A 22,970-nucleotide genomic window follows, 5' to 3' on the forward strand; every position below is an offset into this window, starting at 1 on the left:
GGAGTCAGCGGGAGGTCTCCGGGCGGATCGGAGGACGTAGGCGGGCGGGCGTGCACAACAGCATCTTCGCGCCGACCTCACCGGTGACGGCTCGCGGAGGCGGGACCGGGGATTTGTCGGTACGGCTGTCTAGTGTCCCCAGGCATGGATGATCACTGGGGCGAGATCAGGAAGCTGATCGAGGCGAGGCGCGCCGAACGGCTGGCCGAGAGGGTCAGGACGCTGGGCGACGAGGGTCGCAGGGAGGTCGCGGCCAGGCTGCCGGGGCTGCTGAAGGAACTGCGCGGCGTCGACCGGTGGGACGACGGCCTGTCCGGCTACCGGGTCGGTCTGCGTGTGGCCGGCGCCGGCTGCCTGGGCGGCGCGGCGGCCGTGACGTCCTGGTTGTACCGGCGCGACCTAGCGCCCCGGTGGGGCGGCGCCGACAACGACGTCGACCTCGTCCTGGCGGTGCTCGCCGACCGGCCCGCCGCCTGGCGCGCCGACCTGGCCGAGCGGCTGGTGCTCCGCCTGCGCTCCGCCGACGACCGCGGCGTGGAGCTCGCGCTGGCCCTGCTCCGCGAGACCGGGATCGAACCGCCCCCGCACGATCCGCTGGTGGCCGGATGGGTGGACCGGGGCCCGGCGCGCCTGGGCGAGGACCCGCTGCTCGATCACCTGCTGCCGCGCCTGTTCGAGGCCGAGGGCGTCGGCCGGACGCTGCAGTGGGACAGGGAACCGGGGAAGGGCTGGCTGGGCGCGCTGCCGAATCTGGCCGAGGCCGGCCGGGTGAAGCGCGAGGCGCTCATCGACGGCTGCGTACGCCGCTTCCTCCGTGGTGGCACGCCCGCCGACCTGCGGTTCTTCGTCCGCCTGCACGAGGCGCTCGCCCCCTCGCCCGCCGAAGCCTCCTGCCACGTCCGCGACTACCTCCATCTGCTGCCCGCGGCGCCCGGACCGGTCGCCGAACTGGCCGTGAAGCGCCTGCGGTCCTGTGCCGAGCTGCCCGCCGACGACCTCGCCGAAGCGTGGGACTGCCTGCTGTTCCGCCCCGAACGCACTCTGGTGCGCGCCGGGCTGTCGTGGCTCGCCCGTTCCGTGAAGCGCACTCCGGCGCTGGCCGAGGTGATCGCCGCGCCGCTGGCCCGCGCGTTCGCCGCCGACTCGGCGGAGCTGCAGGAGACGGCCGCCGGGCTGGCCATGACGTACGCGGACGACATGCCCGAGGAGGGCCGGGCCACCCTCCGTGAGGCGATCGGCTTCCTCCCGCCCGCGCTCGGCAGGCGGGCCGCCGCGGCGTTCGCGGGCGGCGCGGTGGCCGAGGCCGAGGCCGTGTTCACGCCGCCGTCGCCGCCTCCCGCGCCCGAACGCGCCCGTGCCGTCGAGCCCCCGATCCGGTCGGCCGAGGAGCTCAGCCAGACGATCACGGAGTGGACGGACTCCTGGCAGTCGTGGGAGCGGCTGCTCGCCGGGTTCGTCGTGCTCGCCGGCCGCGACCGGCCGGGACTCGTGGCCGCGACGCGCGACCGGCTGACCGACGAGCACGCCTGGACCTACGCGCAGGAGACCTGGCCCCGGGCCGAGCAGTGGCTCAGGGGCGCCGCCACCGCCCTGAACGGAGACGCCCGGACTCGGCACGCCTGGCGGCGCTTCCTGCCCGGCAGGGGCCTGGCCGGCCCGGACCTGCTCCTGCTGCATCGCGGGGCGGAGATCCTGCGGGCCGTCGAGGAGGACACCCTGCCGCCGGTGCTGCTGGCCACGCCCACGCACGACACCGGCCACGTGGCGGCGGCCGAGCTGGTCCGGCGGCTGGAGGTGATCGAAGCGGCCGGCGCCAAGCCGCTCGCCGCCGACCTCCAGCAGGCGCTGCTGCGCCTTCCGCGCACCCCCGACCCCGAGGCGGCCGAGCGCGCGGCCCGGCTGACGTCGGCGGCGGGCGAGATCGTCGCCGGGTGGACCTGCCCGGAGGCGCACGTCACGATGGAGTGGACCTGCGCATGGGGCCACCAGGGCCCCCACGACTGGCGCGACCGGAGTCACACCCACCATGTCCGCCTGGTCCCCGCGGCCGTCGCCGCGCCCACCGGCCTGCCGCTGATCGACCTGGTGCTGAGCGTGCCCGGCCACTGGGCCGAGCCCGAGCACGTCCACTGGTGGCCCTCGACGCTGCCCTCACACCGCGAGGTCGCCGCCGCGTACCTCGCGCCGCACCTGCTGCAGCACTACTGGCACGGGCCCGTCGTCCGCGCGCAGGCCCGCCACCTCGCCCGGGCCGAAGGACCCGCGGGGCCGGCGTTCTCCGCGGTCCTCGCCCGTGCCCTTGGCGACCGGAACACGGGGGAACCGGTCGACGTGCTGCTGGAGGTCGCCGCGCGGGACGAACTGCCCGCGGCTGAGATCGGCTGCCAGGCCGGGCTGCTGCTGGTCAGCGGCGAGGTCAGGATGATCGACATGGTCGCCGCGCTCGGCGAGGCGGCCAGGCGGGGCGGGCACGATCAGGTGTGGCGGATCGCCGCCGCGGCGCTGCCCGCGCTGCTGCCCGCGCCGGGCGAGCGCCCGCGGGGTGGCCTGACCGGGTTCGTCACACTCGCGAGGTTGGCGGCCGAGTGGTGCGGCGCCCGTGGCGAGATCCCCGAGGTGCGCGACGTGGCCGCGCGCAAGGGGAACAGCGGCCTGCTCCGGGAGGTCCGCCGGCTCCACGACCGGCTCACCGAGGGCACCGACGGCACCGGCCAGGAGGGATGACATGAAGACCGGCAACTGGTCCACCCGTCACGAAGAGGGCCACGCCATGCGCATGGCGATCGGCGACCTCGCCCGTGCCGCCGCCGCTCCGGAGTGGACACGGCTCGTCGCACGACATGCCGAGGTCGGCTCGCACGCCGTGACCACCCTGCTCCGCGACGGCCGGGAGATCCCCGCCGAGGGCATGCGGGAGCCGTTCCGGCGGCTGCGCGAGCTGTCCTGTCAAGCCGACACCGGCACCTGGTTCACCTGCGAGCTGGCGTTCGAGCCCGGCAGCAGGCGATACAGCTGCCGGGCCGGCTCCTCGGAGCCGCCGTTCGCGGACGTGCCCGCGGCGGCGGCGCTGGCGGAGCTGACCACGTTCTCCCGCGAGACTCCGCCCGGCTGGCTGCTCGCCGCGCTGCCGACCGCCCCGCCCCTTCCTCTCCCCTTCAGCTACGGCGAACGGTACGAGGGGTGGAGCCACGACTTCGGTGACCGCCGCCCGCTTCGGCCGCTGCCGATCAGCGGAGAGCTGACCTACGTGCCGGACACGACCATGACCGCCCGTGCCATGGCCTACGACCGGGAGCGCGGCAGTCAGCTGGTCTATCTCGCGGAGCGGGACGGCGATCCGGAATCCGGGTTCCTCATGGTGACGAGTTCCCGGGACACCTGGTACGTCGGCCGCGAGGGCGTGCGCGGGACCGGCGAGGGCGTGCGGGCCGTCACGCTGGACGGCTCCACGCTCCGGCTGGAGCTGACCCCGGAGGCCGCCGACCTGCTGGAGACCGAGCAGGTGTTCGAGATCCGTCTCGACCTGCCACCGGAGTCGGCCGCCGAGTTGCGCGCCGTCCTCCCCCGCATGCTGCGGCCCGTCGCCGGGGCACCGGACCTGTCCGGCTTCTGAACCACTCGCTCCCGCCCGGCGGCTCAGCCGCCGGAGGTGGGGTCCTCCGCGCCGGCGCCGGGGATCGTCATGTCGTCGGGGTCGTCGAGCCAGTTGTGCGGCAGCGACACCTTGGACCTCTCGCCGCTCTTGCCGCGCGGGCCGTCGGCCTCGTCCGGCCAGGGCTGGGCGGAGTCGAGCTCGGCGACCCGCTCGGCCATCTCGGACAGGCCGGCGACCGAGGTGAGGGCGCGCCGGGTCTCGGCGCCGACGACGAAGCCCTTGAGATACCAGCCGACGTGCTTGCGGAAGTCGGCCAGGCCGTGCCGCTCGCTGCCGATGACCTCGCACAACAACTCGGCGTGGCGCAGCATCATCGCGCCGACCTCGCCCAGGGCGGGCCGGGTCCGCTCGGACGACCCCTCGAAGGCCAGGTCGAGGTCGCGGAAGAGCCAGGGCCGGCCCAGGCAGCCCCGGCCGATCACCACGCCGTCGCAGCCGGTCTCGGCGACCATCCGCAACGCGTCGTCGGCGCTCCAGATGTCGCCGTTGCCGAGCACCGGAATCTCCGGCACCTCGTCCTTCAGCCGCTTGATCGCGTCCCAGTGCGCGGTGCCGCCGTAGTGCTGGCGGGCCGTGCGGGCGTGCAGGGCGACGGCGGCGAGGCCCTCCTCCACCGCGATCCGGCCCGCCTCCACGTACGTCAGGTGGTCCTCGTCGATGCCCATCCGCATCTTCATGGTCACCGGCAGCGGCCCGGCTCCGGCCACCGCCTCCCGCAGGATGGCGCGCAGCAGGTTCCGCTTGTACGGCAGGGCGGAGCCGCCGCCCCTGCGGGTGACCTTGGGCACCGGGCAGCCGAAGTTCAGGTCGATGTGATCGGCCAGATCCTCCTCGGCGATCATGCGCGCGGCCTTGCCGATGATCGCGGGATCGACGCCGTAGAGCTGGATGCTGCGGGGCGACTCGTGCGGGCCGAACCGGATCATCTGGAACGTCAGCGGCACCCGCTCGACCAGCGCCCGCGAGGTGATCATCTCGGACACGAACAGGCCGCCGCCCTGCTCCCGGCACAGGGTGCGGAAACCGATGTTCGTGATGCCCGCCATGGGTGCGAGCACCACGGGAGGCCAGACCTCGAGTGCGCCGATTCTCACCCATACATTCTCCCCGCCGCCGGCCGTGGGCCGTACAAGATCGTGGACGGGGGGCTTTTGTCCCGGTTAATCTGACCTGGACCAATCGTGGGGAGGTCGTCATGCTGCTGCGCCTGAGAATCGCCCTGCCGGACCGGCCGGGGTCGCTCGGCCAGGTGACCGGGGCCCTCGGAACCGCGGGCGCCGACATCACCCAGGTGACCGTTCTCGATCGGGGCGACGGGCGCGCTCTCGACGACTTCACCGTCTACTGGCCGGACGCCGCGCCCCGGGACGACCTCGTACGCGCCCTCGACGACGTCGAGGGGGTCCGGATCGAGGGGGTCTGGAGCACGCGGGAGGCCCCCGGCACCTACCCGGAGCTGGAGATCCTCAAGTTCCTCAGCACCGCGGGCGACCGCGCGCTGGCCACGCTGATCGACTCCATGCCGGTCCTGTTCAGCGCCGACTGGGCCGCCGCGGCGACGGAGGGGGACCCGCGCGTCACCGTCTACTCGAGCTGGCGGGCGCCGGAGGAGGTGCCCTTCCCCGAGGAGACGCCGTCGCGGCCGGCGGCCTCGACGCTGCCGTCCGGCCTGCACGTGGTCGTCGCGCCGCTGCCTCCGCTGGCGCTCACGCTGATGCTCGCCAGGGCCGAGGGACCGGCCTTCCACCGCAACGAGGTGCACCGGTTCACCCGGATCCTGGAGATCTTCCTGACCCTCCCCGCGATCGAGCGCGGAGCCGACCGCGCGTTCCGCAGACCGGCGGCACGGCCGTTCTGAGTACGCACACGAGCGGAAAACCCGGTACAGTAGCGACGTCGCCGCAAGGCGGACGCGGAAGTGGCTCAGTGGTAGAGCATCACCTTGCCAAGGTGAGGGTCGCGGGTTCGAATCCCGTCTTCCGCTCCGAGGGGCCGCACATCCGGGCCTCACTCTGGTGGAGTGGCCGAGAGGCGAGGCAACGGCCTGCAAAGCCGTCTACACGGGTTCAAATCCCGTCTCCACCTCTGGTTCCGACCCGACCCACCCGGACTCTGATCCTATCCAGACAGTCCGGGCCGGGTTCTTCTCAATGCACGGCGCCGGGCGCACACTGAAAGAGACACGACAGGCGATTTCGGTGGAGTAGCCGTGCACGGTGACATGCCCGAAGCGATGCCCCTGCTGTCTCGTGGCAAGCATCGCAATCCCAGCAAGGGCGCCTGCTTCATGGAGTTCGCGTCCTACCTCGCCGGTGAACGGTGGAGCGACCACCCGTCGTGCACGCATCCGCTGCTCGCCGGGCTCGCCCGCCTCGTCAACGACCACACCTCGGACGCCGCCCGGCCGCGGCTGGCCGGGCTGATCCCGTCCGTCATCGGCCTGACGGGCGACGATCCGCGCCTCGACGCGCGGATCGCCCTGTGCGCCGCCACGGCCGCGCTGCCCGTCGTCGCGCACGAGCGCCAGCTCGCGATGGCCGTCTCGATCTTCTCGGCCGAGCACGTGCTCGCCGAGGTGGAGGGCCGGTCGCCCCGCGACCTGGACCCGCGCAGCAGGGAGGCCCTGGCGCAGGTGCCGGAGGCCGCCCGCTGGGCCCGCGACTTCGGGCGCGGGGTCCGCGTCTCGCCCAAGGGCTTCCGCAGGTACGCCGCGCCGAACACGGTGCAGCTCGCGGTCCGGGGCATCGCGCAGGCGTGCGTGCCCGACCCCGACACACTGCTGCGCGACCTGCTGGCCGGCGCGGTCGAGGACTGCTGGGCACTGCTGCGCGGCGGCGCCGAGCCGGCCGGGCCGGTCACCGTGCCGGCGGTCGACCCGGGCCGGTGGGCGGACGCCTGCCGCCTCACCGGCCTGTCCGCCTGACCGGCCCGTCCTGCCGACCGGCCCCGCTGACCGGCCCCGCTGACCGGCCCCGCGCTCAGGCCGGGGCGGGGTCGTTCGCGGTCCGCTTCGACGACGACCGCCGCGACGCCATGACCGGCCGGATCAGGAGGGCCTGGGCGAGCACGAACACGCAGAAGATCCCGAGCACCCAGCCCCAGCTCACGTCGGTCAGGTGGTGCATGCCCCGATAGAGCCGGGACAGGCCGACCGTCAGGGCGGCCCCCGCGCCGAGCAGCCACCACAGCGCCTTGAGGATCGTGTGCCGGTGCGTGTGCAGGGTCAGCACGAGGGCGACCCCGCAGTAGAACGCCACCGCCGCGCTGGTGTGGCCGGACGGATAGCTGGACGTCGGCGGCGCGGGATCGAGGTGCTGCACGTGCGGGCGGGCCCGCTGCGCGAACACGGTGGCGAGCAGGAAGATCGCCGACTGCGCGCAGACGGCCGCCACCAGGAAGGCCGCCTCCCGCCAGCGCCCGTAGGCGAGCCGGAAGAGGACGACCATGATCCCCGTGATCACGATGATCACCGGGGTGTCGGACAGCATCGAGCCGTAATGGGTGACCGTGTTCCAGAACGGCGTGCGCTCCTGGGCGATCTCACGGCTGATCGCCTCGTCCTGGGCGATGAGCGACGAGTGCTCCAGGACCCGGGTGAGCAGCAGGCCCAGCCCCAGGGTGACCAGGGCCATGAGCGCGAGCGGAAGCAGGATGCGCCGCGCCACCTCGGCCACCGTCGAGGACGACGGTGTATGAGCGGCGGGGCGGCGTTCACGAACGGTGACCAACTCGTCCTCCTTGGGGGGCTACTTCCCTCTTCGTCTCCGGCCCGACGCCTTCCCGCAGCGGCTGGGCGGGGCGGCGTCCGACCTCTCTTCGCCAGGTCTCGAAAGCGGCGCAGGTCGCCGCGACCACGGCCACACCGACCACCAGCCCGGCCACGACGTCGCTGAACCAGTGGACGCCGAGCGCGATCCGGCTGAAACCGACCAGCAGCGGGATCAGCACCGCGAGCGTCCACGCGATCCCGCGACCGCGTTCCCGTACGAGCGGCAGGACGAGCAGCAGCAGGATCCCGGCCCCGAGCGTGGCGTTGACCGTGTGCCCCGAGGGGAACGACGCGCCGGGGGCGATCGCGACGGGATCGGGCAGGTGCGGCCTGGCCCGCGCGACCACGATCTTCAGCGCGAGGCCGAGCAGCCCGCCGACCGTGATCGTGGTGCCCGCCCACAGGGCCAGGTGGTAGGCGCGGCGCCAGACCAGCCACGCGACCGCGGCGCCCACGGCGATCCGCCAGGTCCACGGCTGGAAGACGTCGCTGACCAGCCTCATGAACTGGGCGAAAGCCGGGTTCGTGTACGCGTACGCGTGCAGGTTGTGCGCCGCGCCCTCGTCGATGCGGGTGAGCGGGCCGAAGGAGGTCTTCACGAAGACGAGCAGCACCGTGAACGGCACGCCGATCAGCGTCAGTGCCGCGACGGCCACCGTGAGCCGCAGGCCCAGCCTGCTCTGGGGGTCGAACCGCCTGCGCAACCAGTTCATCGGCCGCTCCCCACCGGCTGCCGCTCACGCGCCTGGACCGGGGCGGCGGTGCCGGGGTCGGGTGCGGCCGGCTCGCCGCAGCCCGCCCGGCAGGCCTCCAGCTGCGCGCTGAAGGCGAGGCCGAGGAAGAGGGCCATCGAGCTCAGGAACGACCAGAGCAGCAGTGCCATGACCGCGGTGAGTGGGCCGTACGTCGCGCCGAAGGTGCCGCTGCTCGCGGTGTAGAGGGCCAGCAGCCAGGTGAAGAGGGTCCACAGCAGCACCGCGACGGTCGCGCCGACCGCCAGCCAGGTGTGGCCGGGCTGCTTGCGCCGGGGCGAGGAGCCGAAGAGAACCGAGATCGACAGGACGGCCAGCAGGAAGCCGATCGGCCAGCGCAGCCAGCCCCACAGGCGCTGCGTCGTGTCGCTCCAGTGGTACACCTGGGCCGCCGCGTCGCCGACGGCCCCGCCGCCGACCAGGATGACGAACCCGACGCTCATGAAGACACCGGCCGTGACCGCCATCAGCAGCGCCCGGCCGTACTTGGCCTTGAAGGGCCGGTCGCGCTCCATGCCGTAGATGCGGTTCGCCCCGCGCTCGAACTGGCCCATGGCCGTGGTCAACGCCACCAACGCGGTCAGCAGACCGAACCACAGCGCGAGCTTCCCCCCGACGCCCGAGGCGTGGTGGCTCTGGTCGAGCGTCTCCCGGATCACCTGCGAGCCGGCGCCGGGGGTCAGCCTCCGCAGGGTGAGCTCAAGAAGGCGGCCCAGGTGTTCCTGGTGGACCACCGAGCTCAGCCCCACGATCGCGATGGCGCCGGGGATGATCGCAAGGCAGACCTGGAACGCCAGCGCGCGGGCGCTGCTCGTGCCGTCGCCGTACCTGAACCGCACGAACGAGTCCCGGATCAGGTGCCAGCCGCCATACCGCCGTAACGTGACGTAGGCGTCGTCGGCCGACAACTCCTCGCCGCTCATGCTCCGGGTCTCCGGTACCGGGGTCGCGGTTCCCATGTGAGTCCTCACGTCGTCAGGGGGTGGGGACCACCGGGGGCCGGGTCGCGGGCCGGCCTCCGGCGGTCCCCGCAGGCCCACCGACTACCCCGATCACGGCGCTCGGAACATCATCCGCCGCGGCGGGCGTACCGTCACAGAACGGCGCAGCCCACCCTGACGGCGACCCGGGGCGACCAGCGCCCGGAGATCACGTCCTGCGCCTGGGCGTACGCGTTGGCCGGCCGGCCGGCCGCGGCGCAGTCGAACACACCGGTCTTCTTGCCGAAGCTGCCGCCGGCGTAGCCGCTGTGGGCGCTCGCGTTCACCGTGCCGCTCCAGTAGAGCCTGCCGGTGTTGTACCGGATGTAGAGGCGCACCTGGCCGAGGTTGTAGTGGTCGCCGTTGATCTTCAGGCGCGGGATGTCGTCGACGGAGGTGCTGGTGGAGGTGCCGTCGCCGTTGTCCACCGGCGGCACGGTGTAGCGGCTGATCCAGAGCCGCGCCGACACCTTGCGGTCGGCGGCCCTGCTGTTGTCGGCGGCGGCCTGCGACCGGACGGCCGGGGTGACACAGACGTCGTCGCCGCTGAAGGCCCCGCGCCAGACGTAGCCGGTCGTGCAGGTGTGCGGGCCGAACGCGCCGGAGGTCCAGCGGGAGGCCTTCGCGGCGTTGTCGGCCCGGGTCTGCGTCCGGGTCGCCGACGTGACGCAGACGACGTCGCCGGTGCGGGCCTCGCGCCAGACGTAGCCCTGGAGGCAGGTGTCCGGGCCGAAGTCGCCGGTCGCGGCGGCCGGGCCGGCCATGAGCGTGACGGGGGCGGTGACGGCCAGACCGGCGATCGTGGCGGCGGCCAGACCGAGCAGGGTGCGCTTCATGACGATCTCCTGAGATATCCGGGTGCGGGTGCTGTTCGGATCTCCCGGTCCGGCCGTCGCCGCCGGGAGGGTGCAACTCAGTGATAGGCGGGCCCGCCTGCACGTCTCTTGACACCCGCTTGCCGCAAGCGGCCGCAAGCCACCGCAAGTGGCCCGCAAGCGCCCCCGGGAGCGCCTCCCTGAAGCGCTCAGTAGGACTGGATCTCCAGCAGGTTGCCGTCGGGGTCGCGCAGGTGGGCGGTGCGGCAGGTCGGCCCCCACTCGGGCCTGGCGACCGGCGGCGCCACGACCCGGCCTCCGCAGGCGGCCGCGACGGCGGCGGCCCTGTCGACGTCGTCCACCGTGAGGACCAGCATCGTCCCGTCGCGCCCCCCGCCGCCCTCACCTTCGGAAGCGGAGCCGAGAGCGATGCCGGTGGCCCGCGCCAGCATCTCCCGGTCGAGCAGGGCCAGCACCGCCTCCCCGTCCCGGTCCCAGTTGGCGTACGGCCCCGCCTCGTCGCCCTTGACGAGGCTCGCGCCCGCCACCGCGGTGAGCAGGCCGTCGTAGAAGCGGAAGCACTCGGCGAACCGGGAGGCGAGCACACGGGGGTAGAGAGCGTCCACGGCGAATCCCTTGGTGAGTACCAACTATTGGAGGTGCCCTATCCTGCTCTCGTGAGCGAGGTGCCGCAACTTCCCCCCTCCCTGCTCGGGATCACCGCGTTCCTGCTGTCGAAGGTGGGCGTCGCCGGGCGCCGCCGCATGGGCGACCGGCTGCGCGGGCACGGCATCGGCCTGTGGGACCTGGCCGTGCTGGCGGCGCTCCGCGACTTCGGTCCCGCGTCGCAGCGCGAGCTCGGCGCCCGGCTGGGCATCGACCCCAGCGACCTCGTCGCGGTCATGGACACGCTCGTCCCGCTCGGCCTCGTGGAGCGTGACCGCGACCCGGAGGACCGGCGGCGCTACCGGGTCGCGGTCAGCCGCGCGGGCCGGGCCACGCTGGAGGCGGCCCTGCGCGACGCCGGGGCCGTGCGCGACGACCTGCTGGCCGCGCTGGACGAGGAGGAGCGCGCGGCCCTGCACGCGCTGCTCCGAAAGGCGTACGGCGGCCTGGACCCGCGGGCCCGGAACTGACCGGGCATGGGACTAACTGGGCACAGGATTGACCGGGCTCAGAACCGACCGGGCACAGGACCGACCAAGGCACAGGACCGACCAGGCCCAGGACCGACCGGCCCGGACGGCCGTCAGGAGCCGGTGAGCCAGACGTATCCGGCGAAGCGGCCGGTGACCCGCTCCCGGCGGTAGGAGTAGAGATCGGCCGTCTCGATCGTGCATCGGGCGTCGTGCCGCACGTCGGCCACCCCCGCGCGGGTGAGCTGGGCCGCGATCCCGGCCCGGATGTCGAGCGCGGGCGTCCCCCGCCGGGTCCGCGACCAGGTCTCGGGCACCCGGGCGGCCACCCGCTCGCGCAGGTCCTCCGGCACCTCGTAGCACAGCCCGCAGGCCGAGGGCCCGATCACCGCGATCATCCGGGCCGGCTCGGCCCCGCCGGCCGCCATCGCCTCGACCAGGGCGGGCACCACCCCCGCCTCGGTGCCCGGCCGTCCCGAGTGCGCGCCGCCCACCAGGCCGGCCACCGGGTCGGCCAGGAGCACGGGCGCGCAGTCGGCGACCAGCACCGCCAGCCCGAGCCCGGGCCGGTCGGTGAAGACCCCGTCCAGGGCGGGCGGGTCCGCCCCGAACGGCGCGCCCGCGTAGGCGACGTCCGTCCCGTGGACCTGGCGCATGAACACCACCTGGTCCAGCCCGAACCCGGCGGCGGTCTTCGCGCGGTTCTCGGCGACCGCCGCCGGGTCGTCCCCCACCGCCCCGCCGAGGTTGCGCGTGCCGTACGGCCCGGTGCTCACGCCTCCGTGCCGGTCGGTGAAGGCCATCTTGACCCGGTCGATCGCAATCACGGCTTCAGCGTACGGCCGGCGCCCGCTCCGGGGGGACGCGCCGGTAGGGATCTTGGAACGTGGCAGTACGTTTGCGGCCGACGGAAGGAGCGGGGATTGCGCGCGGTTGTGTACGAGGAGTTCGGCGGGCGGCCCGAGGTGCGCCGGGTGGCGGACCCGGTCGCGCCGCCGCACGGCGTGGTGATCAGGGTCGAGGCGACCGGGATGTGCCGCAGCGACTGGCACGGGTGGATGGGACACGACGCGGACATCACCGTGCTGCCGCACGTGCCGGGCCACGAGCTGGCAGGCGTGGTGGAGGCGGCGGGCCCGGAGGTGACCGGCTGGCGGCCGGGCGACCGGGTGATGGTGCCGTTCATCTGCGCCTGCGGGAGCTGCCGCGAGTGCCTGAGCGGGAACCAGCAGGTGTGCGAGCGCCAGACCCAGCCCGGTTTCACCCACTGGGGGTCGTTCGCCGAACTGGTGGCGATCGACCACGCCGACGTGAACCTCGTCCCGTTGCCCGCGGGCATGTCCTTCGCCACCGCGGCGAGCCTGGGCTGCCGCTTCGCCACCGCGTTCCGGGCCGTCGTGGAGCAGGGCGGGGTGCGGGCCGACCAGTGGCTCGCCGTGCACGGCTGCGGCGGGGTCGGGCTCTCCGCCGTGATGATCGGCGCCGCCGTGGGGGCGCGCGTCGTCGCCGTGGACGTCTCGCCGGCCGCGCTCGACCTGGCCCGGCGGTTCGGCGCGGCCGAGTGCGTCCAGCTCCGCGGCGGCTCTACTCCGGAGGAGTCGGCGGCCCTGGTCAGGGCGGCGACCGGCGGCGGGGCCGAGGTCTCCGTCGACGCCCTGGGCGACGCCGCGACGTGCGCCGCGTCGATCGCGGGCCTGCGCCGGAGGGGCCGCCACGTGCAGGTGGGCCTGCTGCCCGGGGAGACCGCGCTGCCGATGGGCCGGGTGATCGCGCACGAGCTGGAGATCGTGGGCAGCCACGGCATGGCCGCCCACGCCTATCCCCCGATGCTGGAGCTGATCGCGGAGGGCGTGCTCCGCCCCGACCTGCTCGTGACCCGGACGATCGGCCTGGAGGACGCCCCGGAGGTGCTGACCCGGCCCGGGACGTCCGCCGGTGTGACGGTGATCCTCCCCCAGCCCGCCAGGGCGACCTGGTGTCCTGAGTCGTAGATTGCCTGTCTATCTGGGTGCATGGCTCGATGTGCGGGGCGCCCGGCGGTTCAACGTCGCCGGGCGGTGGGGCTCGGGGTGGTCGGGCACAGCGGGAACCGCGGCGTGTCCGGCAGGTAGCGATCCCAGTCCAGTTCCACCGGGCCGGCGCAGATGTCGTCGATCACGCGGGGCACGTCGGGGTCCAGCCGCCACAGCGCGCCTTTCTGGATGCTGGTGAGGAGCAGTTCGCCGGTCTCGGGAAGGAACCGGGGGTTGGTGAGGTCCAGGCCTTCGAGGCGGAGGGACATGACTTCCGCTCCCGAGGCGAGATTCCACATACGGATCGAGGCGTCGTCCACCACGGCGGCCATCCGGCCCTGCGGGTCGAAGGCGACCCTGGCGGGAAACTTCACGCCGCCGGCTTCGACCACCGTACGCGGGGAGCTCGGGCCGGTGGCCTTCAGCAGGGTCAGGTTCCCCGACGTTTTGCCGAGCACGGCCACCGTGCCGGCGGGACCGGCGATCGGGTACACCACGTCCGGAGTGCGCATCAGGGTCGCGATCCGCACACCGTCGAGGCTCCACAGCTCGGCGGCGTATGCCCCGCTGACGCGTCGGGTCAGCACCACCGCCGAAGCGTCCGGGGCCACCGACGCGTCCTCCACATCGCCGGCCGAGAGCCGGCGGACCGCTCCGCCGGCGACCTGCCACACCAAGGCCCTACGGTCCGTTCCCACGGCCATCACCAGGCTGCCGTCCCGGGTGATGCCTCTCACCACCGGGAGGCCGGCGGGAATGGCGATCTCGCGGGGATGGTCCGGGTCCGAGACGTCCCACAGGACAGACGTGGAGGCCGTCCCGTTCCAGGTGATCATGTGGCTCCCGTCGGCGCTGGTGGCGTAGTAGAAGGAGCCGCCAGGCAGCACACCCGCGGGCCGCCAGCCGGTGCCGTCCCGACGCCAGAGCCGATAGCCGGGGGGCGCCGCGGACCCGTCGGCCCGTGTGGTGACGGCGATCCGGCCCGGCGAGTCGATGTAACCCTCACCGAGGATGCTCGCCCCCGTTGCGGCATCGGCGAGGATCAGCGCTGCACGGGTCTCAGGCGTCGGGCTGATCCGGTAGGCGGCCAGGGCGAGCGCCGCCGCATCGCGTGGCCTGGTGAGCAGGAGGGTACGGGCGGCATCCGCGGCGCGCAGGCCTATGGCGTCGTTCCTCTGGCGGTCGGCTTCGCGTTTCGCCGTAACGCCCAGGCCGACGGCTCCCGCCAGCAGGACGACCAGCGCGGAAAGGGCCGCGATGAGCATCCTCAGCCGGCGTCGCCGCCGGCGGAGCTCGGTCGCGCGGAGCCCCTGAGCCGTCAGACCGGCGTCGAGGAAGTCGTGTTCGATCGGGTTGAGCCGGTCGCGCAGGCGGTGGATCAGGGCCAGGTGCTCCCCACGCCACAGCAGGTCGGGGTCGCGTCCATGCCCCTGCCAGGCCGCGGCCGCCTCGATGACCCGGTGGTGCGACCGGAGAATGTCCCGGTCCTCGGCGATCCAGGCGGCCAGCCGCGGCCACGCGCGCAGCAACGCCTCGTGGACCAGTTCGGCGCCGTGGTCGTCGAGGCTGACCAGCCGAGCCGCGGCGAACCGCTCGAGCGGGCCGCGCGGTTCCGCCAGCTCGTCACGCCGGATCCTCCGTTTGGTGTCCTCGGTGCCGTCGCCGGGAGTGACCAGGCGCAGGAACATCAGCCGGGCGGCGTCCCGTTCCTCGCCCGCGAGCTGCTGGAAGGTCTGCTCGGCGGTGCGTGCCAGGGCGTGCTCCACGCCACCGACGTCCTCGTACCCGCCCAGGGTCAGTGTCATCCCGCGGCGACGCCGCCACGTCTCGGCGAGCGCGTGCGACACCAGCGGCAACGCCGACGGCTGCCCGGTGACATCGGACATCAGCCGGGCGAGCAGGGCGCCCTCCACGGAGGCACCCGCTCGCGCCGCCGGCTCGGTGACGGCGCGGCGCAGGTCGTCGGCCGACATCGGGCCGACCAGCAGCTGAGCGCGATAGAGGGCGGCGACCAGCTCGGGGTGGCGGCTGCAGTGGCCGTAGAAGTCGGCGCGCACGCCCAGCACCACCCTGCTGCGCGGAGAGGCCGCGGCCGTCAGCGCCCGCACCAACCACGGCCGGTCGTCGTCGGCGCAGAGAGTGAACACCTCCTCGAACTGGTCGACGATGAGGAGCAGCTCGCCCGGCACCTCGGACAGCCGGCGGCGCAGGGCGTGCGGGTCGGCGGCGAGTTGCTCGCGCAGGGGGGCCAGCGGCTCGTCGACGAGCCCGGCCACGACCGTCGCCACCTCCGTCACGGGGTCGTGTCCGGGGGTGAGGACCAGGGCGGTGCGCTTGGACTTGGCGACCAGCCCGGCGCGCAGCAGCGACGACTTGCCGGCGCCGGACGCGCCGAAGACGCCGACGAACGGCCGCTCGTCGACCAGGCGCACCAGGGCCTCGGTCAGCGCCTCCCGGCCGAAGAACCGGTCGGCGTCCTCGACTTGGTAGGCCGCCAGCCCGACGTACGGCGACGGCGCCTGCTCGTCCACCTTGGCGTCGGACGCCGCCAGGTCCCGCCACCGGTCCCGCCACGCGTCGACGTCGCCGTCGCAGGCCGCGACGAAGGCCAGCGTCACCGCGAGGCTGGGCAGCCTCCGCCCGGCCACGGCCTCCGACAGCGCGGCCGCCGAATAGCGGGCCCGCCTGCCCAGCTCGCGGTACGGCGGCTGCCCGGCCTGCTGCCGTAATCGCCGCAGGTCGCCGGCGAACCGGAGCAACGGCGTGTCCTCGGCGCCCAGCGGGCGTTCCTGACGTGGCATCGCCACCCTTTCCCACCCCGATATCGCCCCCGGGCATTCTTCACCGCGGCGGCGAGACCTCGAAACTCACCTTCCGTGAATACGCGAGCACCAGAGCCGATGTTCGTTGTTAGTTGTTCAGGCGCCGAGGGCGAACCTGAACACCCCGTCCGACCCTAGTGTCGGGCACGTCCCGTTCCCGCCGAGCGGCCATGCCGCCGGGGCCGGGCCTCCTCATCGACAAGTCACCGAAAGTCGCGTCAGTAAGCGCGGCGGGCGATTCCCGGATAACTTCCACGGCTCGTGGCCGGGGTCGCCGTACGGTCATCCAGGAAAGGGAACTTCTTTGTCGTTATCACGGCTTAGTCGCTTGGCGTCTGCGGTGGTCGCGGCGGGTCTCGTGGTTCTGACGGCGGGGCCGGCGCACGCCGACTTCGCCACCACCGGCACCGAGCCCGCCTACCCCTACGCCCAGCCGGTGGACGCGAACGTCCCGAAGCGAGGCTGCGCCACGACACTGTCCGACCCCACCAACGCCAGTGCGAGCATCCCAGCGGTTCAGGTGATCTACGCCTGGCACGAGGGGTACGGGAACCGCTACAACGACGTCGTCGAGCAGATCGCCAAGATCGTCGACCGGATGGACTGGTCGGTGGACGAGTCGACCAACTACGACCAGCACATCAACTTCAGCTGCCGGACCGGTTACGACACCAGCACCTACTCCGGCTACGCCCATGCCCTGGTGATCCCGGAGAAGATCGAGGGCGGGACGATCGGCAGTGAGATCGCCGCCGACGTCGTCGCCGACGACCTGGCGGCGGCGGGCTACGACAACGCCAACCGCCGGTACGTGGTCTTCGAAGACTTCAGCGAGGGTACGGCGCAGGGGCACTGCGGCCAGGTCTGCGTGGCCACCTCGGACGAATGGGACAGCGGCACCATACTGCACGAACTGGTCCACCTGTCCGACGCGGATCACGCCAAGGCCACTGAGGTGCCCGACACCGTCGACGTCTCCGACGTCATGTCCAGCCAGTGGGACAACTGGAATCTGGACCAGGAGTTCAACAGCTACTACGACCCCAGCGAGCTCACCGCGAGGTTCCCCAACTACGGCCTCGCGGTGAACGTGGCCACCACCCCGTGGTTCACCTCGCCCGTCTGCTGCGACGTGGGCTACAGCAACGACCTGCTCACCGCCGAGGAACGCGGGATCGAGTCCGTGGCGCCGTCCGGCTACCCGGCGAGCTTCACCCTCTCCGGTGGCGGCTGGATGCAGGTCACCCCACCGGGGTCGGACGCCCAGGTGTCGGCCAGGTACTTCGACGGCCGCCGGTCCCTGACCATGAACGTCCAGTCGTGGTCTGAGGGGGTCCTGTCGCTCACCCGCAAGCCGGCGGTGACGGCGGGACAGCGGTACAAGTTCTTCGCCCGGGTGACGACCGCCACCTCCGGCAACATCAAACTCCGGCTGTCCTGGTACAACTCCTCCAACGCGCTGATCTCCAACAGCGACAGCTCGACCTACGCCCTCAACTCCAACTGGCAGGAGTACAGCGTCTCGGCGGTCGCTCCGAGCGGCGCGGCCACCGCGCGGCTCTCCGTGGTGAGCCCGTCCGGCCAGACCTTCGCCTACCTGCTGGACAGCCTGCAGCTCAACCACTGCAACAACGGCAAGACCACCGACGGATGCCGGCTGGACGGCCTCCTGCCCTACACCTACTAGACGGCGGTCAGGCCAGACCGGCGTAGAGGGCCTGGGTCCGCTCGGCGATGCGGGCCCAGGAGAAGTGCTCGACCGCGCGCACGCGACCGGCCTCGCCCATCGAGGCCGCACGGCCGGGATCCCCGAGCAGCGCGTTCACCCGTTCGGCCAGTGCCGCGGCGAACGCCTCGGGATCGCGCGGCTCGCCGTCCCGCCCCTGGTCGATGGGGACGAGCAGGCCCGTCTCTCCGTCGGCGACGACCTCGGGGATGCCGCCCGTCGCGGTCGCCACGACGGCGGTCTCGCACGCCATCGCCTCCAGGTTCACGATGCCCATCGGCTCGTACACCGAAGGGCAGACGAACACGGCCGCGTGGGTCAGGATCTCGATCACCTCGGGCCGGGGCAGCATCTCGGAGATCCAGATCACGCCCTTGCGGGAGGCCGACAGCTCGCGGACCAGCCCGGTGACCTCCTCGGCGATCTCCGGCGTGTCCGGCGCGCCCGCGCACAGCACGATCTGCGCGTCGGGGGCGAACGACCGGGCCGCGTGGAGCAGGTGGACCAGGCCCTTCTGCCGGGTGATCCGGCCGACGAAGACGACGTACGGCACGGCCGGGTCGATGCCGTGCCGCAGCAGGGCCCCGGTGCCGCGCGAGGGCGCGTACTCCTCGGTGTCGATGCCGTTGTGGATCACCTGTACGCGGTCCGCGGGGACGTCGGGGTAGGCCGTCAGCACGTCGCGGCGCATGCCCTCGGAGACCGCGATGATCGCGTCGGCGGCGTGCAGCGCGGTCCGCTCCGCCCACGACGACAGCGTGTAGCCGCCACCCAGCTGCTCGGCCTTCCACGGGCGCAGCGGCTCCAGGCTGTGCGTGGTGACCACGTGCGGCACGCCGTACAGCATCTTCGCGACGTGACCCGCGAAGTTGGCGTACCAGGTGTGGCTGTGCACGACGTCGGCGCCCTCGCAGCCGGCCGCCATCTCGACGTCCACGCCGAGCACCTGGAGGGCGGCGTTGGCGCCGGTCAGGCCGCCGGGCACCTCGTACGCCCGGACGCCCGGCTCCTCGCGCGGCGCGCCGAAACACCGCACCCGGACGTCGGCCAGCCGGCGAAGCTCCCGCGCGAGGTACTCGACATGGACTCCGGCGCCGCCGTACACCTCGGGCGGATACTCACGGCTCAGCAGATCGACACGCATACGAGGAGCTTAGGCCGGGCACCGCCGGGCACGGCGCCCGGGAGGTCATGCGATGCCCGGCCTCGACCGAAATGTTCACTATTTGCCGGTGCGCATGGTGTTTGTTGGGCGTTCGGCGGGTTAAGGTCCTGCCTATGAAGGTCCTGGCGATCGTGCTGGCGGGTGGTGAGGGGAAGCGGCTGATGCCGCTTACCGCGGACAGGGCCAAGCCCGCCGTGCCCTTCGCCGGGATGTACCGCCTCATCGACTTTGTGCTGTCGAACCTGGCGAACGCCCACTATCTGCAGATAGTGGTGCTCACCCAGTACAAGAACCACAGCCTCGACCGGCACGTCTCCCGCACCTGGCGGCTCTCGTCGATGCTCGGCAACTACGTCACGCCGGTCCCCGCGCAGCAGCGGCTCGGGCCGCACTGGTTCTCCGGGTCGGCCGACGCGCTGTTCCAGAACCTCAACCTGATCTACGACGAACTGCCGGACCACGTGATCGTCTTCGGCGCGGACCACATCTACCGCATGGACCCGCGCCAGATGGTCGAGCAGCACATCGACTCGGGCGCGGACGTGACCGTGGCCGCGATCCGCCAGCCCATCGAACTGGCCGACCAGTTCGGGGTCATCGAGGCCGACGCCTCGGGCCGCCGGATCGCGGCGTTCCGAGAGAAGCCGAAGGACGCGGTGGGCCTGCCCGACGCGCCCGACCAGATCTTCGCCTCGATGGGCAACTACGTCTTCAGGACCCAGGCGCTGATCGAGGCGCTGCGCGAGGACGCGCTCGACCCCGGCAGCAAGCACGATCTCGGCGGCAACATCATCCCGATGTTCGTGAAGAGCGGCGGCGCCGAGGTGTACGACTTCGCGCACAACAAGGTGCCCGGGTCCACCGAGCGCGACCGCGGCTACTGGCGTGACGTGGGGACGCTCGACGCCTACTACGAGGCCAGCATGGACCTCGTCTCGGTCCAGCCGGTCTTCAACCTCTACAACGACCGGTGGCCGATCTACTCGGGCCACGACCCGCTGCCCCCGGCCAAGTTCGTGCACAACGAGGGCGACCGGGTGGGGCACGCGCTGGACTCGCTGGTGTCGCCCGGCGTCATCGTCTCGGGTGGCACGGCGCTGCGCTCGATCCTCTCCCCCGGCGTGGTCCTGCACTCCCACTCGCACGTCGAGGACTCGGTGCTGATGGGCTGCGTCAAGGTCGGCAGGGGCGCGATCGTCCGCAAGGCCATCATCGACAAGAACGTCGTCATCCCCGACGGCGCGCGCATCGGGTTCGACCCCGAGTACGACCGCCAGCGCTTCACGGTGACGCGCGAGGGCGTGGTGGTCATCGGCAAGAACGAGATCGTCGACCGCTGAACGAGATCGTCGGCCGCTGACGCGCGGGTCGGCCGGAGCCCGGCCGGGTCTGTTCAGCGGCCGTTGATGCGCCACATGGGCTCGACGACGGTCCACTGGGCCTCCCACGCCCGGCGGGCCCGCCTCTGGTTGACCATGCGGGTGCAGGTCACCAGCAGCGCGAGGAAGGCCGCGGCGGCCAGCGGCACGCCCGTGCCGACGGTCATCGCGGCGACCACCGTGGTCTCCCTGTCCTGCGGCCGGGGGGTGATCACGCCGGTGGCGTCGGTCCAGATGCGCACGGTCTCGCCGGCCCGCCTGCTCGGCGAGACCTCGATCACTCCGGACCTGGGCGTGCCGTCGGGAGCCTGCCAGGCGGCCTGGGCGTGCCCCACCGCCGCTCCGGCCACCGACAGCCGGGGCGTCGCCACGTCACCGCTAAGCGTGGCCACCACCTGGTATCGGTCGTGCGCCTGCCGGGCCTCGGTCTTCAGCCCGTCGCCGTACTCGCGCATGCCCAGCAGCACGCCGAACACGACCGCGGCCACGACGCCCAGCACCGCGGCAAGCCGGACCACCGCTTCGACCCGGTCGCACCGGCGTCGGAGCGGATTCCTGTCGAGGCCCAGCCATCGGGCGAACCTGGCGAATGGATTCTGCGACATCTCACACCTCACAGGGTCATTACCACTGCGAGTCCCGTTTATGCCTATTTTGCATCCCAAGAGAATCCAGGGGAACGCCCCTCCCGATATGCCTGGAGACCTTCGGCCAATTCGCCGCTCTCCCGGGCCTCCCGCTGCCAGGCGAGCACCTCGGCCTCGTCCGCCAGGCCGTCGACGACCCGCTTGGCCGCCGCCAGCGTCAGCCGGGACCGGGCCGCCATGGTGGCCGCCAGGCCGTACACGCGCTCGCGCAGCGCGCCGGACGGGCAGACCTCGTCCACGAGGCCGGTACGCAACGCCTGGTCCGCGCCGATGAGCTCGGCGGAGAAGAGCATCAGCTTCGCGGTGGCGGGTCCGGCGATCTCGGCCAGCCGCCGGGTGGAGCTGAACGGGTAGACGACCCCGAACCTGGCGGGGGTGACGCCGAAACGGGCCTCGGCAGAGGCGAAGCGCAGATCGCAGGCGAGCGCGAGCTGGCATCCGCCGCCGACGCAGTAGCCCTCGATCATCGCGATGACGGGTTTCGGAAAGGCTCTCAACGCGCGTTCCGCGAGGATGGTCAGGCCAGTGTCATCACCGTTATCTCCAAGCTCATTGATTTCCGAAATATCGGCACCGGAGCAGAAAGTTTTGCCTGCCCCGGTAAGGATGAGGACCCGGACTTTCGGATCCGCCGCCAGGTCCGCCAGGATGGCCGGCAGGGCCCGCCACATCGCGGCGCTCATGGCGTTGCGCTTCTCCGGCCGGTTGATCGTCAGGGTGGCCACATGCTCGTCGAGACCCAGTTCGTACCCGTCGGTAGCGTCCACTCCTCGATTGTGCGGGTCGCCCCCTTCCGCCTGCCATCGGGGTCCGCCCCCTGATGGCATAATCACCGCGCGACGGGACGACCCCGTACGCGCGATCTCAGGGAGTATGGGTGTTCGGGATCCTCCGGCCGTGTGCCCGGCACTCCTGCCCGTCGGTTCACGAAGCGTGGCGCGCGCACCTGTGCGGCCTGTGCCTGACGCTGAGGGACCGCCATGGGCAGTTGGCCCGGACCGCCACCAACTACGACGGTCTCGTCCTGTCCGTCCTGACCGAGGCGCAGACGGGCGTACGCCCCGGGGCGAGCCGCCGGACCGCCGGGCCCTGCGCGCTGCGCGGCTTCCGACCGGCGGAGGTGGTGCCGTCGGCCGACCGGGGCGCCCGCCTGGCCGCGGTGGTCTCCCTGGCCCTCGCCGCGGAGAAGATCCGCGACCACGCGGCCGACGGGGACGGGATCGCCGGCCGGCGCGTGCGCGGCGCCCCGCTGCGCGCGGCCGCCGCCTCCTGGACCTCGGCCGCGCGGCGCGGCGGGGAGGCGATCGGCTTCGACACCGCCGTCCTGACCGAGGTCGCCGGGCGCCAGGCGCTGCTGGAGGCGTCCGCCGGCTGTACGCTGCTCGGCCTCACCGAGCCCACCGAGACCGCCGCGGCGGCGGCCTTCGCGCACACGGCCGTCCTCGCGGGGCGGCCGGGCAACGCCGAGAGCCTGCGCGAGGCCGGCCGTCTCTTCGGCCGCCTCGCGCACGTGCTCGACGCGGTGGAGGACCTCGCCGAGGACCGGGCGCGCGGGGCGTTCAACCCCCTCGACGCGACCGGCACCTCGCCGGACGAGGCGCGGCGGGTGTGCGAGGAGGCGTTGCACGGGCTGCGCCTCGCCGTGGCCGACCTCGACCTGGAGGAGCGCCATCTCGTCGAGGCGCTGCTGTGCGGCGAGACCCGCCGCGCCGTCACCCGTACCTTCGGGGCTCCCCCTCCGGCCACGCGCCCGCACGGTCCCGCCCGCCCGCACCACCTCGCGGCGCCCGCCGCGCGGCACACGGAGTCGCCGGGCATCACGTGTACGGCGGTGGCCGGGGTGACGACCTTCGTCACATGCGGGCTCTACCGGCCGCCGTGGAGCCCCTACCGGCAGGCGCCGTGGACCGACCGCTGCTTCTGCGACGGCTGTGACTGCCCCGACTGCTCGGGATGCTGCGATTGCTGCTCGGGCGACGGGTGCTGTGGCGACGGGTGCTCCTGCGGGGACGGCTGCTGCTGCGACTGCGGCGCCTGACGCCACCGGCGTCAGGCGCCGCCTCGCGGGGCGTGGCAGCCCTTCGGCGATCACGTACGGGATAGGGTCGGCGC

Annotated in this window: 20 protein-coding genes and 2 tRNA genes; 11 read left to right on the forward strand and 11 right to left on the reverse strand. The window is 72.8% G+C overall.

The window, feature by feature from the left end:
• The first annotated feature begins 144 nt into the window (after nt 1-144).
• A complete protein-coding gene (locus HHX37_RS06120; RefSeq protein WP_182884786.1) occupies nt 145-2,724 on the forward strand; it encodes a DUF6493 family protein in 2,580 nt (859 codons plus the stop codon).
• A gap of 1 nt (nt 2,725) precedes the next feature.
• Nucleotides 2,726-3,613: a hypothetical protein gene (locus HHX37_RS06125; RefSeq protein ID WP_182884787.1), complete on the forward strand. Its 888-nt coding sequence runs from the start codon at nt 2,726-2,728 to the stop codon at nt 3,611-3,613.
• 23 nt (nt 3,614-3,636) lie between these two features.
• Here HHX37_RS06125 and dusB read toward each other — a convergent pair whose 3' ends face one another.
• Nucleotides 3,637-4,749: a tRNA dihydrouridine synthase DusB gene (dusB, locus tag HHX37_RS06130; RefSeq protein ID WP_310740279.1), complete on the reverse strand. Its 1,113-nt coding sequence runs from the start codon at nt 4,747-4,749 to the stop codon at nt 3,637-3,639.
• Between the two features lie 101 nt (nt 4,750-4,850).
• Between dusB and HHX37_RS06135 the strand changes: the two genes are divergently transcribed.
• From HHX37_RS06135 to HHX37_RS06150, 4 genes are all read left to right on the forward strand, one after another.
• A complete protein-coding gene (locus tag HHX37_RS06135; protein WP_111700252.1) occupies nt 4,851-5,513 on the forward strand; it encodes an ACT domain-containing protein in 663 nt (220 codons plus the stop codon).
• Between the two features lie 54 nt (nt 5,514-5,567).
• Nucleotides 5,568-5,639: transfer RNA gene (locus HHX37_RS06140), tRNA-Gly, on the forward strand.
• 30 nt (nt 5,640-5,669) lie between these two features.
• Nucleotides 5,670-5,740 (forward strand) — tRNA-Cys (locus HHX37_RS06145).
• Nucleotides 5,741-5,876: 136 nt separating this feature from the next.
• Nucleotides 5,877-6,578, forward strand: a complete 702-nt coding sequence (locus tag HHX37_RS06150) for a hypothetical protein (RefSeq protein ID WP_182876287.1) — start codon at nt 5,877-5,879, stop codon at nt 6,576-6,578.
• A 55-nt stretch (nt 6,579-6,633) separates the two neighbouring features.
• On the opposite strand, the gene HHX37_RS06155 is transcribed toward HHX37_RS06150, so the two are convergent.
• The 5 genes from HHX37_RS06155 to HHX37_RS06175 form a co-directional block, all read right to left on the reverse strand.
• Nucleotides 6,634-7,383 (reverse strand): phosphatase PAP2 family protein, encoded by a 750-nt coding sequence (locus HHX37_RS06155; RefSeq protein WP_182876286.1) that lies wholly within the window; start codon nt 7,381-7,383, stop codon nt 6,634-6,636.
• Entirely contained in the window at nt 7,367-8,137 is a 771-nt protein-coding gene (locus HHX37_RS06160) for a phosphatase PAP2 family protein (RefSeq protein WP_182880223.1), read from the reverse strand. Before HHX37_RS06160 ends, HHX37_RS06155 begins: the two co-directional genes overlap by 17 nt.
• Nucleotides 8,134-9,135: a YihY/virulence factor BrkB family protein gene (locus HHX37_RS06165; RefSeq protein WP_182876284.1), complete on the reverse strand. Its 1,002-nt coding sequence runs from the start codon at nt 9,133-9,135 to the stop codon at nt 8,134-8,136. The genes HHX37_RS06160 and HHX37_RS06165 overlap by 4 nt, the downstream gene beginning before the upstream one ends.
• 134 nt (nt 9,136-9,269) lie before the next feature.
• Nucleotides 9,270-9,992, reverse strand: coding sequence for a hypothetical protein (locus HHX37_RS06170; RefSeq protein WP_182880221.1), 723 nt, complete (start codon nt 9,990-9,992; stop codon nt 9,270-9,272).
• 188 nt (nt 9,993-10,180) lie between these two features.
• Entirely contained in the window at nt 10,181-10,597 is a 417-nt protein-coding gene (locus tag HHX37_RS06175; protein ID WP_182884788.1) for a VOC family protein, read from the reverse strand.
• 51 nt (nt 10,598-10,648) lie between these two features.
• Here HHX37_RS06175 and HHX37_RS06180 point away from each other — a divergent pair, with 51 nt between their 5' ends.
• A complete protein-coding gene (locus tag HHX37_RS06180; protein ID WP_220498885.1) occupies nt 10,649-11,107 on the forward strand; it encodes a MarR family winged helix-turn-helix transcriptional regulator in 459 nt (152 codons plus the stop codon).
• A 113-nt stretch (nt 11,108-11,220) separates the two neighbouring features.
• Here the strand turns inward: HHX37_RS06180 and pgeF are convergent, their stop codons facing one another.
• Entirely contained in the window at nt 11,221-11,910 is a 690-nt protein-coding gene (gene pgeF / locus HHX37_RS06185) for a peptidoglycan editing factor PgeF (RefSeq protein ID WP_111700276.1), read from the reverse strand.
• Between the two features lie 120 nt (nt 11,911-12,030).
• Between pgeF and HHX37_RS06190 the strand changes: the two genes are divergently transcribed.
• Nucleotides 12,031-13,098, forward strand: a complete 1,068-nt coding sequence (locus HHX37_RS06190) for a zinc-dependent alcohol dehydrogenase family protein (protein WP_138460137.1) — start codon at nt 12,031-12,033, stop codon at nt 13,096-13,098.
• Nucleotides 13,099-13,148: 50 nt separating this feature from the next.
• Here HHX37_RS06190 and HHX37_RS06195 read toward each other — a convergent pair whose 3' ends face one another.
• Nucleotides 13,149-15,920 (reverse strand): hypothetical protein, encoded by a 2,772-nt coding sequence (locus HHX37_RS06195; protein ID WP_396775116.1) that lies wholly within the window; start codon nt 15,918-15,920, stop codon nt 13,149-13,151.
• Nucleotides 15,921-16,269: 349 nt separating this feature from the next.
• Here HHX37_RS06195 and HHX37_RS06200 point away from each other — a divergent pair, with 349 nt between their 5' ends.
• Entirely contained in the window at nt 16,270-17,628 is a 1,359-nt protein-coding gene (locus tag HHX37_RS06200) for a hypothetical protein (RefSeq protein ID WP_182884790.1), read from the forward strand.
• A 7-nt stretch (nt 17,629-17,635) separates the two neighbouring features.
• Here HHX37_RS06200 and glgA read toward each other — a convergent pair whose 3' ends face one another.
• Nucleotides 17,636-18,811: a glycogen synthase gene (glgA, locus tag HHX37_RS06205; protein WP_182884791.1), complete on the reverse strand. Its 1,176-nt coding sequence runs from the start codon at nt 18,809-18,811 to the stop codon at nt 17,636-17,638.
• Between the two features lie 71 nt (nt 18,812-18,882).
• Between glgA and glgC the strand changes: the two genes are divergently transcribed.
• Entirely contained in the window at nt 18,883-20,172 is a 1,290-nt protein-coding gene (gene glgC / locus HHX37_RS06210; protein ID WP_259402746.1) for a glucose-1-phosphate adenylyltransferase, read from the forward strand.
• A 53-nt stretch (nt 20,173-20,225) separates the two neighbouring features.
• Here the strand turns inward: glgC and HHX37_RS06215 are convergent, their stop codons facing one another.
• Nucleotides 20,226-20,816 (reverse strand): hypothetical protein, encoded by a 591-nt coding sequence (locus HHX37_RS06215; RefSeq protein ID WP_138460134.1) that lies wholly within the window; start codon nt 20,814-20,816, stop codon nt 20,226-20,228.
• Nucleotides 20,817-20,860: 44 nt separating this feature from the next.
• Nucleotides 20,861-21,625 (reverse strand): enoyl-CoA hydratase/isomerase family protein, encoded by a 765-nt coding sequence (locus HHX37_RS06220; protein WP_310740280.1) that lies wholly within the window; start codon nt 21,623-21,625, stop codon nt 20,861-20,863.
• A gap of 110 nt (nt 21,626-21,735) precedes the next feature.
• On the opposite strand from HHX37_RS06220, the gene HHX37_RS06225 reads away from it, so the two are divergent.
• On the forward strand, nt 21,736-22,896 hold the full coding sequence (locus HHX37_RS06225; RefSeq protein ID WP_182884793.1) for a DUF5685 family protein: 1,161 nt from the start codon (nt 21,736-21,738) through the stop codon (nt 22,894-22,896).
• The last annotated feature ends 74 nt before the right edge of the window (nt 22,897-22,970 follow it).

This window comes from Microbispora sp. H10885, from assembly GCF_014161415.1.
GTDB lineage: Bacteria > Actinomycetota > Actinomycetes > Streptosporangiales > Streptosporangiaceae > Microbispora > Microbispora triticiradicis.

Bases quoted from the DNA above. Each gene is read 5' to 3' on its own strand.
- HHX37_RS06120 (WP_182884786.1), top strand. From the start codon at position 145: ATGGATGATCACTGGGGCGAGATCAGGAAGCTGATCGAGGCGAGGCGC.
- HHX37_RS06125 (WP_182884787.1), top strand. From the start codon at position 2,726: ATGAAGACCGGCAACTGGTCCACCCGTCACGAAGAGGGCCACGCCATG.
- HHX37_RS06135 (WP_111700252.1), top strand. From the start codon at position 4,851: ATGCTGCTGCGCCTGAGAATCGCCCTGCCGGACCGGCCGGGGTCGCTC.
- HHX37_RS06150 (WP_182876287.1), top strand. From the start codon at position 5,877: ATGCCCGAAGCGATGCCCCTGCTGTCTCGTGGCAAGCATCGCAATCCC.
- HHX37_RS06160 (WP_182880223.1), bottom strand. From the start codon at position 8,137: ATGAACTGGTTGCGCAGGCGGTTCGACCCCCAGAGCAGGCTGGGCCTG.
- HHX37_RS06165 (WP_182876284.1), bottom strand. From the start codon at position 9,135: ATGGGAACCGCGACCCCGGTACCGGAGACCCGGAGCATGAGCGGCGAG.
- HHX37_RS06170 (WP_182880221.1), bottom strand. From the start codon at position 9,992: ATGAAGCGCACCCTGCTCGGTCTGGCCGCCGCCACGATCGCCGGTCTG.
- pgeF (WP_111700276.1), bottom strand. From the start codon at position 11,910: ATGGCCTTCACCGACCGGCACGGAGGCGTGAGCACCGGGCCGTACGGC.
- HHX37_RS06195 (WP_396775116.1), bottom strand. From the start codon at position 15,920: ATGCCACGTCAGGAACGCCCGCTGGGCGCCGAGGACACGCCGTTGCTC.
- glgA (WP_182884791.1), bottom strand. From the start codon at position 18,811: ATGCGTGTCGATCTGCTGAGCCGTGAGTATCCGCCCGAGGTGTACGGC.
- glgC (WP_259402746.1), top strand. From the start codon at position 18,883: ATGTTCACTATTTGCCGGTGCGCATGGTGTTTGTTGGGCGTTCGGCGG.
- HHX37_RS06215 (WP_138460134.1), bottom strand. From the start codon at position 20,816: ATGTCGCAGAATCCATTCGCCAGGTTCGCCCGATGGCTGGGCCTCGAC.